Consider the following 15,832-nt stretch of genomic DNA (forward strand, 5'->3'; position numbering starts at 1 on the left):
ACACAAACAAAGTCCCAGCAGAGAGGGACTGAGAAATAAAATTAAATCAACATTATGACTATCGCTCCCGTCCTCAAACCTGTTAGTCAAATAACGCTTACTCCCGGCAGTGTCGTAACTATTCCCAATATAAGTTGGCTGGAATTCGAGTCAATTTTGGAGGAATTGGGAGAAAAGCGATCGGCACGAGTTGCTTACAGCAAAGAAACTTTAGAAATTATGGTTCCTTTACCCGAACACGAAAGACCAACTGATTTAATCTCTGATATTGTCAAAATTTTACTCAAGTCGGCGGGCAGAAGATATGAACCATTTGGTTCTACTACTTTCAAGCGGGAAGGTGCAGCCGGAATTGAACCTGATGCTTGCTTTTATATTCTAAATTATCAGCGGATGATTAACCGCCGCCGACTTTTGCCGGACGATCCGCCGCCGGATTTAGCAATTGAAACGGATGTAGCTTCTAAAACTACGATCGATGCCTATCTAGCTATTGAAGTTCCAGAAGTTTGGGTTTACGACAGCGGCAGGCTTCGCGTCTATTTGCTGCAAGATGGAGAGTATGTGGAATCGGAGATTAGTCCGAATTTTCCAGGAATCGCGATCGCCCAACTGATTCCTGCTACGGTGGAACGTGCTTTGCAGGTAGGAAGTTGTCAAGCACTAGAAGAATTTGAAAGTGCGATCCTCTCCGAGGGCTTCGCTAACGGCTAAACTCGCAGGATACGTTACGCTCTTCGCACTTCGCATCCTAAAAATTACACAACTACTGCCAACTTGTCAACCCCCAAAGGTTGATAAACTGTATCTCTTTGCTGATAACTCCGCCCCACAGAACGAATCGCATTTTGCAAATCTTCCACAGACTGACAACTGCCGCCAACTGCACCAGCCATTGTAGTAATGTGCTCTTCCATCAAAGTGCCGCCGATATCGTTGCAGCCCCATTTCAGCGCTTCTGTAGCTCCATCTAAACCCAGTTTTACCCAGCTTGGCTGATGATTGGAAATCAAATTTCCCAAGAAAATTCTCGATACTGCGGTGAGCAACAATGTATCTGCTAAAACTGGTTGATCGCGGCCGACTCGACTGCGTAAAGGAGCCGGTGCATCCTGTCCGACAAAGGGCAGTAAAATGAATTCTGTGATGCGGGCCCGATAGTTGTTGTTAATGGCAGTTTGTTGGAGCGATCGCACTTTTTCTAAATGCAAAACCTGCTGTTCGGCGGTTTCAACATGGCCGCAAAGCATTGTGCTCGTTGTCGGCAAACCCAAACTGTGAGCAGTTCCCACAATTTCTAACCAAGTTGCCGAATTCAGTTTTTCCGGGCAAATCACCCTCCGCACCGCATCGTCGAGAACTTCCGCCGCAGTACCGGGCATCGAACCGACTCCCGCATCCCGCAAAGCCGAAATTACATAGCTGAAACTCAGATTATCTTGTCTGGCAATAAATTCTATTTCTTGTGGCGAAAAAGCGTGCAAGTGCAACTGCGGAAACATATCTTTAATAGTTTTCACCAATTGCAGATAATAAGGCAAAGATCCGCCATTTAGTTTAGCTTGAAGATTTAAGCCGCCCTGCATACAAATTTCCGTTGCACCCCGCTGCACTGCATCAGTTGCCTTTTCCTGAATTTGGGCTGCATCTAACCAAAAAGCGCCCTCATCTCCGTCGTCACGGCGAAATGCACAAAAACTGCAATGCTGCTCGCAAATGTTAGTAAAATTAATATTCCGATTGATCACATAGGTGACAGTATCCCCTGATTGTTGGCGACGGAGCAAGTCAGCGGTTGTTTGAATAGAAGCTCGCGCCCTTGGATCTCTTTGCTGCAAAAGTACCAAGGCTTCTGCGGTGGAAATGTTATAACCTTGTAAAGCTCGATCGAGAATTGCATCCACAGTTTTACTTTTTACTCATCTATACCATTACTGCCTATAATTAAGGCGTTTTTATATTTTAACAAATCAATCATAGAGGAACCATATTCTCAAATCTCGAGTCTTACACAAACACCGTTTACATTCTCGAAATTGAACTTATGGGCATCAACCAAACAAATCACCTGTTGCCAGTACCTTCTGGGCTTTTGCAAATTCCGGCTGTAGGGACTTCTGCTTCAACTTTTGTAGACTCCGGCACGCAGCCAATTTATTTTTCCCTCGTCATTCCCACCTACAACGAGTGCAAGAATGTCAAGAGTATTGTGCAACAACTGAGCAAATTGCTTGATGGCAGCATTCCCGGCAACTACGAATTAATTGTAGTCGATGACAACAGCCCCGATCGCACCTGGGAAGTTGCCCAATCCTTGACGGCCGAATATCCGCAATTGTGGGTGATGCGCCGGGAAGACGAACGGGGACTTTCCACCGCCGTAATTCGCGGGTGGCAAGCCTCTCGGGGCGAGGTTTTGGGCGTTATCGACGCCGACTTGCAGCATCCCCCGGAGACACTGTTGCAGCTTTTAGCAGAAATTCAGCGGGGAGCCGATTTGGCCACCGCGAGCCGCCACGTTGCCGAGGGCGGAGTCAGCGACTGGAGCGTCGTCAGGCGATTTTTGTCACGGGGCGCTCAAACAGTCGGATTGGTGATCCTGCCGGGAGTGGTGGGGCGAGTTTCCGATCCGATGAGCGGCTATTTTATGGTGCGGCGCAGTTGCATTGCCGAGAAAACCATGAATCCTGCGGGTTACAAAATTTTGATTGAAGTGCTCGGGAGGGGAAACATCCGCTGGATTGGAGAAGTTGGTTATGTGTTTCAGGAACGGCAAGAAGGCGAAAGCAAAGTTACTGGGAAACAGTATATTGAGTATTTGCTGCATTTGCTCATATTGCGGTTTGCCCGCTGGCCGATGGGTAAGTTTCTGCGCTTCGGCATTGTGGGTTTCAGTGGCGTGTTTGTGAATATGGCGGTTTTGTACCTGCTGCGGGAGATTTTAAAATTAGAGCTGACTCGCAGTCTAATTATTGCTGCTGAATTGGCAATTATTAGTAACTTTTTGTGGAATGATTTGTGGACTTTTGGGGACATTTCTAAACGGCAGCCAGGAAATAGCCAGCGCTTAAAACGCTTGTTGAAATTTAATACAATCTGCTTGATGGGTTTGATTTTGAATGTGCTGCTGGTTAATGTGATGTTTAATGTTTTTGGGATGAATCAGTATTTGGCTAATTTAATTGCGATCGCATCTGTAACTCTGTGGAATTTCTGGATCAATATGAAGTTGAGCTGGCGGGTGACGGAAGTTGATTAAACGCTGGAAATATCTGACAGTGAGAAGGGCAGACCGGGACAGAAAGAGAGCAAAATTAACGCTCGCTCTGGATGTCAAGAGCGAGCCAAATACATTGAAACAGAAACATCAGCCTTGAAATAAAAATTTTCAACTCTTACAATCAAGCTAATTTTATGCACCAAAGATTGTTTTCACTCTCAGCCACTACTTGGCGCTATATCACTAATCAATCATTACTTTTGCCTTTGGTGTTGCTGTTGCTATTAACCAATCTTTTATCTTGGTCTATGGTTTTTGCTTTTATTTGTCCGTGGCTGGCGGCGGCCGCGATATATCTCTATTTAGGAACCATTAAAGATGCGGGCACTCCTATTTTTCAAAGCATCCAGGGACGAGTTTTAATGTCAGCTATGGATGGGTTGCGTCACATTCCAGTTTCACTTTGTTATATGGGTCTTTTTGCTCTACCTTTGGGTGCGGGCAGACTTTGGCAAATAGTCCGAAAGCACGATGTTTGGACTCGGAAACACACCGCTATTTTTGTCGGATTTTGTTGTGTATCGCTGACAGTGTTTTTCTTACCTAAAGTTTTATTTATTGCCCAAAGTGTATTGTTTCAAAAAGAATCTTTGTGGTTAAATCAATATGCACAGCGAATGCCTCTATTAAAAGGGGATTATCTGCTGGATTTGGCTGTGGGTAATATTCAGTTACCTGGTGTTAACGGACAGCCAGTCGTTAGTATCGGTAAGTGGTGGTGGCCCATAACATTCGCTGCACTCGGAGTGGCAGGACTCATTTTTCTGAAGTCTGTGGATACATTTTACGATGTGCGACGACAAAAAGATGAAAATAATGTATTGCATTCGCGAAGCAATCAAAGACTTTTTTTGTTACTGTGGGGATTGATTTTTCTGGCTGTAGCTTACAATCCAGGGCGGTTTTTCGTGTTCGATCGATATTTAATTCCAGCACTGCCGCCCTTCATTTTGCTATTAGCATATGAAATGAACCGATTTAAGCTCAAAGGTGCAATGAGGTTGGCAACTTTTAGTTGTACGCTACTTTACATTTTCAGTGTGGTTTGCCTTCAGGACTATATGGGTTGGAACAGTGCAGCAACGGCTGCTCAAAATAAACTCATGACTGTATATGGTGTGAAGTCCGAATCAATTCGCGGTCTAGATACTTTTAATGGATGGTACAATAGTGACAATTTCATGAGAATATACAAAACTAAGAAATGGCAGGATGCTAATTTGACAGGATTAGGGCCGTGGGTATTTGATGATGAGTACATTGTGGCTAGCAAGCAGCCAAAGCCTGGATATGAGGAGTTCGATCGCATACCATATTTCTCTTGGCTGGGAATGCAACAACGAGAGATTGTAATTTACAAGCGCGGTAAAAATGAAAAGAAGGATATACTCTTTTGAGCCAGAACAAACAACTGTTGGTGCTATTGCTGTGGACGGCGATCGCCCTGATGCTGCGTTTTGCCAATTTGGACTCGAAACCGCTGTGGACGGACGAGTTTTCGACTCTGGTATTTAGTTTGGGGAACAGTTTTCGCGACGTGCCGATCGATCGCCCGATCGACCTTCCTACTCTGCTAAAGCCGCTACAATTCCGTGCCGGTGCTGGCATTGCAGATGTTCTAAACCATTTGCTGCTAGAAAGCAACCATCCACCAGTGTATTTTATGCTAGCCCATTGGTGGATGCGACTGTTTGCACCGACTCAGGATAGTTTAGTGTGGATTGGGCGATCGCTCCCGGCATTATTGGGAGCGATTTCAGTTCCCGCTATCTACTTTTTAGGCAAATTTGCATTCAACTCTCGTTTAGTCGGTCAATGTGCGGCCGCCATGATGGCAGTTTCTCCCTACGGCATTTATCTCGCTCAAGAAGCCCGCCATTATACTTTAGGAATTTTATTAGTTATTGCCTCTCTTTTTTGCTTGACATTAGCTGCAAAAAAACTGGTACAACGCGCTCCTATGCCTGTTTGGGCTGTACTGCTTTGGATAGTTGTTAACTGTTTGGGAATTGCTTCTCACTACTTTTTTGTTCTGACTTTGGGCGCGGAAACCATAGCATTAATTGTTGTAATTTGGCAGGAATTCAATCAAAAGTTACCAGCTTCAAACGAGTCACACCCAAATATTTGGCAATCTCAAATTTTGTGGCGGCTGTTAGCAGTAGCAATCGGCACTGTAGCAGGCGGTTTAGTTTGGGTGCCGATATTTTTGTCAAATAAATACGGTAGCGAACTCACGAATTGGCTTGTCAGCGGCGATCGCACATTTGTAGATTTGATTAATCCGATTGTTCAAGCTTTAGCTGGATGGATTACTATCGTGTCGCTGCTGCCAGTGGAATCGCCAAATTTGGCAGTAGTGGCTGGATCTGCGATCGGCATGACAATATTTTTGCTGTGGGCACTTCCCCTGCTGCCAAACGCTCTTAAGACTTCCTTAAAAACGCCAAAAACTCATTTAGGTACTGTGATTTTTGGCGGATTTGTACTAGGAGCAATTTTCCAATTTTTCAGCTTTGCATACATTCTAGGAATTGACCTAACTCGCGGCCCTCGGTACAATTTCGTATACTTTCCGGGCGCGATATTATTGTTAGGAGCAACCTTAGCAGTTATTTCTAACACACCTACAGTAAAAAGTCAATGGTTTAATTTGCCTGATGTAGAAATTGCTGGCAAAAAAGCAGTGGTGGTAATTTTAGTAATGGGTTTTCTTAGCGGTGTCACAGTAAATTCTAATCTCGGCTATCGCAAATATTACAAACCAGATTTTTTAGTTCCGACTATCCGCGAAGTGTCGAAAGTTCCCGTGTTAATTGCCACTACTCAAAAGACTCATGTAGAAATAGGAGAATTAATGGGGATAGGATTGGAATGGGAAAGAAGGAAGAAGGAAGAAGGAAGTTCGGCAACGGATTATTTAACGGATGTAACGGATGTAAGTCCGAGGGAAGAAGTCCGAGGGAAGAAGGAAGAAGTCCGAGGGAAGAAGGAAGAAGTTAAAGCCTTTGATTCTCCGCGGTTTCTTTTAGTTAAGCAGAGAAGGGATGCGCCGGAAATTGTGACGGGGATACTCGATCGGACACTCAGTCAATTAGAACGTCCGCTCGATTTGTGGTTGGTAAATTTTCGCACACCTGTCAACTTAGCAGAACAAAAATGTCAGATTGAGTCGCGCCAGCTTCCGGGTGTAGATGGGTATGAATATCAAATTTATCATTGCTCTAGTTAAGCACGAACGGGATTTTTTACGAAAATACTATTCGTAGTTATATCAAATCCGATAACATCGGAATGATTCAGATAGATATTCTCTCCCTCTGTGTACTCTGCGCCCTCTGTGGTTAAAAAATCATTCCGATGCAACCGGAAACGATACGAACCCTCCGTTTCCGAGGCTTTGTTGGGGTTTCACTTCGTAAGTGCTCAACCTACGCTAGGAAGAAAGTAGTTTTCAATCTTTCCTGACACTATCCGGCACGCCCACCGCCGAAATACCCGATATCGCCCTTAAATTCTGACACCGAATCAACTCATTAAAATCCAAACTGCGCCCTTCAATTTGCGCCGCAGCTTCAATAGCAGACAGCAGATGTCCGGCAGCTTCCGCTTCGCTGTAACCGCGCCTGAGAGCGATTTTAATCGCCGTCTCGTCAGCATCTAACTCTACTTGCGAACTGCGGTTGTCGCGCCAAATTCGAGTCATCGCCAGTCCCGTCAAACCAGCGGCGATCGCAGTGCCGATCGCATCTGGCTGCAACAACTCTACAACAGTCCCAACAATTCCCGCCAGAGCAGCACCTTGATAAATATCCAGCTTAAACCACTTGAAATTGCCCAAAAAACTCACATTCCGCAATATCAGTAAATCCCGCTGCGGCTTAGATAGCAGCCGCCACAAATCAAAATTAATATAAATCGGTCGAGCACTATTCCAAGGCAAAGGAAAATCGCAATCAATCACCGTCGATTGTTGAGGCTTATTAATAATTTTACAATTCATGCGACCGGAAGCGGGCATCACATCTAACAGGCGGCGAATTTCAGGTTCGGGATTCATGATTGAAGTCATTAGTTATTAGTTATTGGTTATTGGTTATTAGTTATTGGTTATTGGTCATTAGTCATTAGTCATTAGTCATTGGTCATCAGGAAAAGGGAATTGGTGCGACAAATCTCGTTTATTACTACTCGTTACCAGGCAGAGCCTGGTAATGCAGATCCGGAGGCTCTGCCTCCTTTTTCCCAGTCGAGGCAGAGCCTCTGAATATCGGTTCCAAGGCAGAGCATTGGAACCAGTTTACCAGTTAAATATTGGCAGGTTTACCCACCCCTACAAGCGGGAATTTACTGTTGGGTGAGGGCGAGTTTTACCGAATTGTCAATAATTGATAAACATTGTGGTAAAACCCGCCCCTACAAGTCAATAGAAGATAATTAAGGGCTTTTCTTGGGTTCAGATTTAGGAGATTCTTGAGATTTTGGAGCCACTTTTTCACCCTTCGGCGAAGGCTTCGGGCTGGCAATTGCTGGGGCAACTGACGGCTTGGAAGTCGCGGCGGGGGGTGCCAGCGGTTTCGGGGAAGCGGGGGCTGTTATCGGGGCAGCAGGGGCTGTCTTATCGCCTAAAATGCTAGCGTCTCCGGTGTCAAATAATCCGGCGATGCAGGCAATCATCATTGTTGCTAAGGTGCCGACAAATAATGCTTTCCAACCGAGTTCGGAAATGTCTTTGCGGCGGGAGGGAATTAGGGCGATCGTACCGCCGACAAATATACCGACGGAGGCTAAGTGGGCGAAGCCAGAAAGGGCGTAACTGACAATCAAAACTGTGCGATCGCTAATCAGTCCTTGTTTGGCCGCTTCTGCTAAGCTTTGATAGGGGGGAATTGCGGTTTCTAACAGCCGCCGTCCGATGATTACTGATGCTACCCAAGAATCCTCAATGGGAACTCCGGTTAACAAGGTTAGCGGGTAAAATAAGACTCCTTGGATATTTTGCAGGGTGACGTAACTAAAGATTGTGCCGATGGGAGCCGGCAACACGGCCAGCCAAGCGAAGAATTGATTGATTAAGGACACTAAGCCCAAGATTAAAATCAAAACAGCGGCAATTGCTACTGCCATTTTCACACCGTCCAATGCGCCAATTATCGCTGCATCCAAAGGGCTGACTCGTTCGATGGGTTCTCCGCCCACAGTCTCTTGTTGACGGATTTCGCCGTCCGTTTCGGAAATTTCTTCGCCCACAAACTCGCGGCCTTGAGGTTTCCGTTCTTCCTTGGGGATGCCGCCCATTGTCAGCGGTACTCCTGTTTCGGGTACTAAGATTTTGGAGAGGACAAAGCAAGCTGGAATGGCGATGATTGAGGCGGAAACTAAATGTCCTAAAATATTGGGAAATACAGGCTTGAGAAAACTGACGTAAATTGCTAAAGTTGATGAAGCAGCGGTTCCAAAACAGCAGGAGAGGATGGCACAAATTTCGGAACGAGTCATTTGTGGCAAGTAAGGCTTGACGACAATTGCTGCTTCTATTCCTACGAAAATATTGGCTGCGCCGCTGAGCGCTTCTGCGCCGCTCAACCGCATTGTCTTATAAAATAGTTTGGCAAAAACTTCGGTGATAATTTGAATCACGCCGATGTTGTAAAGTAAAGCCATGAGACCGGAAAAAAAGATGACTGTCGGTAAAGCTCGAAAGGCGAAAATATATCCTAAATTAACTGCCGGATCTTTACCCGGTACTGGTACAATATTGCTCCCGAATACAAACCTCGCTCCGGTGTCAGCAGCGGTGAATACTCCATCGAGCAAGCTAGTAAACCATTCTAGGGCGATGCGAGTTGGGGGAAACAGGAATACTAAAAATCCTAAGACTAATTGCAGGCCAATGCCCCAGATGATGACGCGCCAAGGTATATACTGAGCTTTGCGGTTTTCTGAGAAAATCCAGGCGATCGCGCAGAGGCCAAAAATGCCCAGAAATGAGATAAGGTTGTAGATAGACATAAGCCTAGTCCTTGAAATAACTGAGAATGCCGATCGGCGGTTTGCACCACATCAGTTATACTATTCATCGGACGGCAAGTGCCAAAAAAAATAATTGGCAGGTGAATTACGCATTCAACGGCGTATTTATGTCGTTGCTTATGTGATTGCGAGCGGAAGCGGCTCTCGATCGACCGTTGATTGGCCCTAATTACCAGCAGTTTAAATAAAAACACGCAACACATGGAAGCTTTTGCTCCACATCCTCCCGAATGGACTGCGACGGCGGTTCACGCTACTGAGTTTTGCTGTCCCAAGTGCGGTGCTAGCTGCACTGATGCCCACGAGGTCTGGATTAATCGCCGATCGCCAGTATACAGCGAGTCCCACCGTCGCAAGTGGCAAGAATTTTACCGCTGTCAGTGCGACGGCGTGTGGTGGGCTTGGAGTAGCGATCGACCTCCTTCGGAACTTGTGCGTCCCGACGATATCTCCAATGATATCTCCGATGAGGACGATGATGATGATTTTTAGAACGAGTTTCGATTTTATTTGAAATTAGGGTAAGGTGCGTCCGGGCGCACCTTAACCTTACATTGGCGCGTGCAAGTTTTCAATTAATACAGCACGTCGAGTATGCCTTTGACTACGCCTTCGATGACTTTTTCAATTAAACTCAATTCATGTTCGCCGATCGACTCATCCAACAGCATTGACTTAATTCGCTGTCTGTCATCGCGAGTCAGTTCGCCGGAGGCAAATATCCGATCGACTATTTGTTCATTGAGAAATGGGAAAGCTTGAGTTTGCATGGCTGGTCTCTAAAAGCATGAATATTTTGTTTTTAACTTTGTTAGAGGAGGCAGTTATGTTGTGGGTTTTTGCCGTCTCATCCAATCTGTGTTCCAATCCTAGGACTGTGCGGTCATTTTGTCAAGACACCGGCGATCTATAAAATACAAAACCTGCACGGTATTTCCGACATTCTGGCGGCGGGTGCTTTGGGATGTCGATCCGACTCAAGGAGGCGCTTAGCTTCGCACCCCAGGAGCAAATCGCTGTGTCCACACGCTTTTTAAGTTTCTTGGCACTTTGGCGGAACATTACAGCTCAAAAAAAAATCAAAACTACAATAGATTAGAATGGGGCAAACAGGGAATTGGCAAAACAGGGAATTGGCAAAACAGGGAATTGGGAATTGGTAATGGGGAATTGGCAAAACAGCGAATTGGTAATGGGGAATTGGGAATTGGTAATGGGGAATTGGCAAAACAGCGAATTGGTAATGGGGCATGGGGAATTGTCAATAACTAATAACCAATAACCAATAACCAATAACCAATAACCAATAACCAATAACCAATAACCAATAACCAATAACCAATAACCAATAACCAATAACTAATAACCAATAACCAATAACCAATAACCAATAACTAATAACCAATAACTAATAACCAATAACCAATAACTAATAACCAATAACCAATAACCAATAACCAATGACCTATTTTCGCTCTATTTTAATTTTGACATTAGGTTTTTGGCTGCTACCGCTAGCAGTGCGATCGCAACCTGTCGTCCCGGCAAATGACGGCACTAATACTGTTGTCAATAGGGAGCAAAATCGCTTAGACATTAGAGGCGGACAACTGTCAGGAAACGGCGCAAATCTGTTTCACAGCTTCAGCCAATTTAATCTCAGCGAAGGTCAAATTGCTAATTTTATAACTAATCCCAATATTCAAAATATTTTAGGGCGGATTTCCGGCAGCGAGGTTTCCGTCATTAACGGTTTGATTTCAATAAGCGGGGGCAACTCAAATTTATTTCTAATGAATCCGGCGGGAATTGTTTTCGGTCAAAATGCGATATTGAACGTGCCGGTGTCTTTTTTGGCAACAACTGCAACGAAGATTGGTTTCGGCGACGGCTGGTTTACTTCTACGGGAATTAATGATTACAAATCCTTGCTGGGAAATCCAACTCAATTTAATTTTAATAATTCACAATCTGGGATAATTGTCAATGCGGGAAAGTTGGCAGTTGGTAGCGGTCAAAATTTAACTTTGTTGGGCGGTACTGTGATTAATACCGGGCAATTGTCCGCCCCGGGCGGTCAAATTACGGTGGCTGCTGTTCCGGGAAGCAATGCAGTCCGTATCAGTCAAGCTGGTAATTTATTGAGTTTAGAAATTATTCCGTCTTTGCAGTCAGAAAAATCGACGATCGCCCCGGCTGCTTTGCCTCAGTTGCTGACGGGTGCCGGGGTAGAGTCAGCCACAGGTTTAACGATTAACGAACAAGGTCAATTAATCCTGACTGGCGGCCAAAGAGTAGCGGTAAATGCCGGAAGTGCGATCGTCTCGGGTACTGTCAATGTATTTGCTTCTTCTGGCGGGATTGGTGGCACTGTCAATATTTTAGGCGAAACAGTCGGACTCTTCGGCGCAAAGGTCGATGCTTCGGGGACAGATGGCGGAGGAGTTGTGCGCGTCGGAGGCGGTTGGCGGGGGGCGGAACCGATACCAAACGCCCTGGTAACATACGTTAGTCGAGATTCGACGATCGCAGCAGACGCGATCGAGCGCGGTAACGGCGGCACTGCGACAATTTGGTCAGACAATACAACTCGCTTCTTGGGCAATATTACGGCTCGCGGCGGCACAGCAGCAGGTAACGGCGGCAGAGTGGAAGTCTCCGGTAAAAATGCTTTAGTTTTCCAAGGAGAGGTCGATACCCGCGCGCCTAACGGGGCGATCGGCAATTTGTGGCTCGATCCGGCAAATATTGCGATCGTCAGCGGTAACGGCGAAAACAGCCCGATCTTGACTGGGGGGGAACTCGAAGCCACAGAATCGCCGACTGAAACATCGATCTCAGAAGTGCAGTTGGAACAGATGGCGGCCGGCAGCAACGCGGTTGTAGAAACCCCGGGCTACATCACCCTCCAAGACTTGCCCGACAACAAACTCGCACTGCAAGCGAAAACCGGAGACAGTGTAACATTCCGATCGGGCGGAGTGTTTTTTGTCAATGACCCGAAGGATTTAATCGAGACTCAAGGCGGCAACATCAACATTTTCGCCAGCAGCATCTCTCTGGGCGGACTCAATGCTAGCGGCGGCAATATCGCTCTGACTGCTAACGGGATTGACTTGAGGGGCGGCAGCAATTCGGTCACCAGTGCGGGGGGAACAATTAGCTTGCAACCCAGCGACGGCCGAGGAATTAGGATCGGTGGCACTGGCGATATTTTAGGGGTTTTGGACTTGACAGCAGCGGATCTCGGTGCTTTGGCGGGGGGTTTCGGTTCGATCGCGATCGGGCGTGCCAACAGCAGTTCGATCGCGATCGTCGCACCGATTACCTTCAACAGCCCGCTGACACTTCAAGGCAGTTCGATCGCGATCGACAATCCCCTGAGAACAAGCGGCAGCGCTAGCATCACTCTCGACGCGCCCCAAACCGATCTCGGTGCCAACATCGCCACATCGGGCGCAGATATCACTTTTACCGGCAACCTGTCGCTGAATGCTGACGCAGCTTTGGACGCTCAAGCCACGGGCAGCATTCTGTTTTCCGGCAGCCTGGACGGAGCTCGCGCCCTGAGACTTGACGCTGGGCGAGTCCGCTTCGGCGGTACAGTCGTCGGTGAAGCTGCACCGCTGGCGAGTTTGACTGTCAGCGGCGGGAGTACCGAGATAGCTGGCGATATCGCCACATCTGGCGACATCGCTTTCAACAGTGCCGTCACAGTCGATCGGCGCAGCACGATTTCAGCCAGTAGCGGCAACATCACTTTTGCCAGCACCCTCGACAGCATCCAAGGCCGGGCAAATAATTTGACGCTGCGGGCTGGCGGCAACATTACCTTTGAGGGCGCAGTCGGTCAAACTCAGAGGTTGGGCCTGCTCTCGGCTGATGCTGCTAGCGTGACGGCTGCTTCCCGAATTGCCGCGCGCAGGTTGAGCGTGAACGCGCGAGATGTTGCTACCTTCAGGGGGGACACCGCGGCCGCTGTGGGAGCCGATATCAAGGCAGGAAACATCCTCTTAGAGGGTAATTTAAGCACGGATGGCGGCAGCGCGAACCTGCAAGCAACTCGCGAGGTTCGGACTGGCAATATTACCTCCAACGGCGGGAGCATTCGGGTTGAGGGAAATACTGTTGCAGCAGGCGCGATCGACTCCTCGTCGGCAACGGGAACAGGCGGCGCGATCGCGATCGAAAGCAATGCTGGCCCTTTAACTGCGGGAGCTTTGAACGCTTCGGGAGCGATCGGCGGCAATATTGCCCTCACCTCGCAAGCCGACATTTCGGCTCTCGATCTCAACTCCAGTGGCACTGAGGGAAACGGCGGCGCAGTCTCCCTGAGCGCGACTGGTAACATTCAGTCGGGCTTTATCAACGCTAGAGGCGGCAGTGTTGATGTGACAACCCTCGGTTTGTTTCGATCGAACAATGTTTTTAGCGATATATCGGGCAATCTTGCCAGTATTTCTACTGCTGGGGGTACAGGAGGCGGGGCGATCGCAATTCGGCACGGAGGCGGTAGCGATCGATCTTTTGTAGTTGGCGGCGCGATCGACAATGGAACCCAGGGAACCATTAATGCTGGCGCGGGAAACGCCATTTTGCCAAGTTTTTCCTTTGGGCAAACTTACACCCAAGGAAGTTTACCAAATCAGATTTCCCTAATTACACCGGGCCCACCGCCTGCTCCGGCACCAATTCCCGAACCAATTCCCGAACCAATTCCCCAACCAATTCCCGAACCAATTCCCGAACCAATTCCCGAACCAATTCCCGAACCAATTCCCCAACCAATTCCCGAACCGGCGCTGTCACTTCCTGCATCTTTGCAAGTAGAATTGCGATCGCCAAATCAAAACAAAACTTCCCCAACTAGCCCCGAGCTTTTGATTCCCTCTCGCAGATTCGATACCGCAGCCTCCGGTATTTTAGCCTTTGAACAAACCTTCACTCGCGAATACGAAAAATATCTAGATTTGCCCGCCCGAAAGCCGATTACGAATATGTCGGTAATTTACGAAACTCTTCGCAAAAACGAACAAATTACCGGGGTAAAATCTGCAATTATTTATATGAATTGGGTGAGGCAATCGGACGCAGCAGCCCCCAAAGAAAATGATTCGGTACTGGTGGCAAGTCGGGATTTATCTAATCTATTGCCTGTGAGAAAAAACCTCCCTATCCAGCCTGCGAGCCTCATGCAAGATGGGTTGGAGGAGAGGTTGCCACCAGCCGGCACAGAAGTTTCCGATGTGCCGAGCGGGGAGCATTTAGAATTAGTGTTAGTCACAGCTAACGCTGAACCGATGCGCGTTTTAGTTCCGGCGACAACGCGCTGGCAGGTACTGCAACTAGCCGACGCTTTGCAAACCGAAATTACTAATCCCAGAAGAAGAAACAGTATCAGTTATTTGGATGTAGCTCAAAAACTTTATCGGTGGTTAATTGCGCCATTGGCAGGAGAATTGGCAGCTTTAAAAATTAAGAATTTAATTGTAATTCCGGCAGCGGGCTTGCGAAGCGTGCCGTTTGCTGCTCTTCACGATGGCAAACAATTTTTAGTTGAGCAATACAGCTTTAGCGTGATGCCGAGTCTGAGTTTGACTGATATCCGCTACGACAATATTGCTGACGATGAAGTTTTGGCGATGGGAGCGTCAGTATTTAAAGATAAAGCGCCTCTGCCTGCGGTACCGATCGAGTTAGAGTTGATCGCGCCGCCCTCAGAAGGAAGATCATTTTTGAATCAAGACTTTACTCTCGAAAATTTGCAAGCTCAACGGGCAAATCAGCCTTTTGGAATCATTCACTTAGCAACTCACAGCGAATTCCAGCCTGGGGCACCAAAAAATTCTTACATTCAGTTGTGGGATACTAAATTGCGCCTCGATCAAATGCCGCAGTTGCGGTGGAATTCTCCCCCGGTGCACCTGTTAGTTTTAAGCGCGTGCAGTACCGCTTTGGGCGACGAAGACGCGGAGTTGGGGTTTGCGGGTTTGGCGGTAGCTAGCGGTGCGCGATCGGCTTTGGCGAGTTTGTGGGAAGTCAGCGATGAGGGAACTTTGGGGCTAATGACGGAGTTTTACCGGGAGTTGCGGGCCCCCAGACGCGGTAGCAATTTGACGATTAAAGCCGAGGCTTTGCGGTGGGCGCAATTGCAGATGCTGCGGGGGCGCGTGCGGATTCAAGACGGGATGCTGGAAGCCGAAGGGCTTTCTGAGGCGATCGCTTTACCTCCGGAAATTGCGGGGCGGGGCGATCGAATCCTTTCCCATCCTTATTATTGGGCTGCCTTTACAATGATTGGCAATCCTTGGTAATTGGTAATCGGTAATATTATTTCCGGTCAATTATAGCAGTCCTAAATCCGATCAAATCGGTCAGCATCGGAATTATATCGTTTCCGGTTGCACTCCTGATGACTGTTGACTGTTGACTGTTGACTGTTGACTGTTGACTGTTGATTTCTCTGCATCTGCGTGAATCAGCGTTTATCAATTGTCATCTGCGGTTATAAACTATCTT

Annotated in this window: 11 protein-coding genes; 7 read left to right on the plus strand and 4 right to left on the minus strand. The window is 47.4% G+C overall.

Annotation, left to right across the window (positions count from 1 at the left end; genetic code table 11):
- Positions 1–54 precede the first annotated feature (54 nt).
- On the plus strand, positions 55–714 hold the full coding sequence (locus tag IQ270_RS02470) for a Uma2 family endonuclease (protein WP_193971636.1): 660 nt from the start codon (positions 55–57) through the stop codon (positions 712–714).
- Positions 715–758: 44 nt separating this feature from the next.
- Here IQ270_RS02470 and cofH read toward each other — a convergent pair whose 3' ends face one another.
- A complete protein-coding gene (gene cofH, locus IQ270_RS02475; RefSeq protein WP_193971638.1) occupies positions 759–1,904 on the minus strand; it encodes a 7,8-didemethyl-8-hydroxy-5-deazariboflavin synthase subunit CofH in 1,146 nt (381 codons plus the stop codon).
- Positions 1,905–2,044: 140 nt separating this feature from the next.
- Here cofH and IQ270_RS02480 point away from each other — a divergent pair, with 140 nt between their 5' ends.
- From IQ270_RS02480 to IQ270_RS02490, 3 genes are all read left to right on the plus strand, one after another.
- Entirely contained in the window at positions 2,045–3,259 is a 1,215-nt protein-coding gene (locus IQ270_RS02480) for a glycosyltransferase (RefSeq protein WP_193971640.1), read from the plus strand.
- A 155-nt stretch (positions 3,260–3,414) separates the two neighbouring features.
- On the plus strand, positions 3,415–4,677 hold the full coding sequence (locus IQ270_RS02485) for a hypothetical protein (RefSeq protein WP_193971642.1): 1,263 nt from the start codon (positions 3,415–3,417) through the stop codon (positions 4,675–4,677).
- Entirely contained in the window at positions 4,674–6,512 is a 1,839-nt protein-coding gene (locus IQ270_RS02490) for a glycosyltransferase family 39 protein (protein ID WP_193971644.1), read from the plus strand. Before IQ270_RS02485 ends, IQ270_RS02490 begins: the two co-directional genes overlap by 4 nt.
- Positions 6,513–6,734: 222 nt before the next feature.
- Here IQ270_RS02490 and IQ270_RS02495 read toward each other — a convergent pair whose 3' ends face one another.
- Together IQ270_RS02495 and IQ270_RS02500 are read right to left on the minus strand one after the other, a co-directional pair.
- A complete protein-coding gene (locus IQ270_RS02495; protein WP_193971690.1) occupies positions 6,735–7,340 on the minus strand; it encodes a DUF3318 domain-containing protein in 606 nt (201 codons plus the stop codon).
- A 377-nt stretch (positions 7,341–7,717) separates the two neighbouring features.
- Entirely contained in the window at positions 7,718–9,292 is a 1,575-nt protein-coding gene (locus IQ270_RS02500) for a NupC/NupG family nucleoside CNT transporter (RefSeq protein ID WP_193971646.1), read from the minus strand.
- Positions 9,293–9,514: 222 nt separating this feature from the next.
- On the opposite strand from IQ270_RS02500, the gene IQ270_RS02505 reads away from it, so the two are divergent.
- Positions 9,515–9,805, plus strand: a complete 291-nt coding sequence (locus IQ270_RS02505; protein ID WP_193971648.1) for a hypothetical protein — start codon at positions 9,515–9,517, stop codon at positions 9,803–9,805.
- A gap of 83 nt (positions 9,806–9,888) precedes the next feature.
- Here the strand turns inward: IQ270_RS02505 and IQ270_RS02510 are convergent, their stop codons facing one another.
- Positions 9,889–10,083, minus strand: coding sequence for a hypothetical protein (locus tag IQ270_RS02510; protein WP_193971650.1), 195 nt, complete (start codon positions 10,081–10,083; stop codon positions 9,889–9,891).
- A gap of 280 nt (positions 10,084–10,363) precedes the next feature.
- Between IQ270_RS02510 and IQ270_RS02515 the strand changes: the two genes are divergently transcribed.
- On the plus strand, positions 10,364–10,585 hold the full coding sequence (locus IQ270_RS02515; RefSeq protein WP_193971652.1) for a hypothetical protein: 222 nt from the start codon (positions 10,364–10,366) through the stop codon (positions 10,583–10,585).
- A gap of 188 nt (positions 10,586–10,773) precedes the next feature.
- Complete coding sequence (locus IQ270_RS02520) at positions 10,774–15,627, plus strand: CHAT domain-containing protein (protein ID WP_193971654.1); 4,854 nt, start codon at positions 10,774–10,776, stop codon at positions 15,625–15,627.
- Positions 15,628–15,832: the final 205 nt, after the last annotated feature.

Origin of the sequence: Microcoleus sp. LEGE 07076, from assembly GCF_015207455.1 — a bacterium.
Taxonomy (GTDB): domain Bacteria; phylum Cyanobacteriota; class Cyanobacteriia; order Cyanobacteriales; family Microcoleaceae; genus Microcoleus.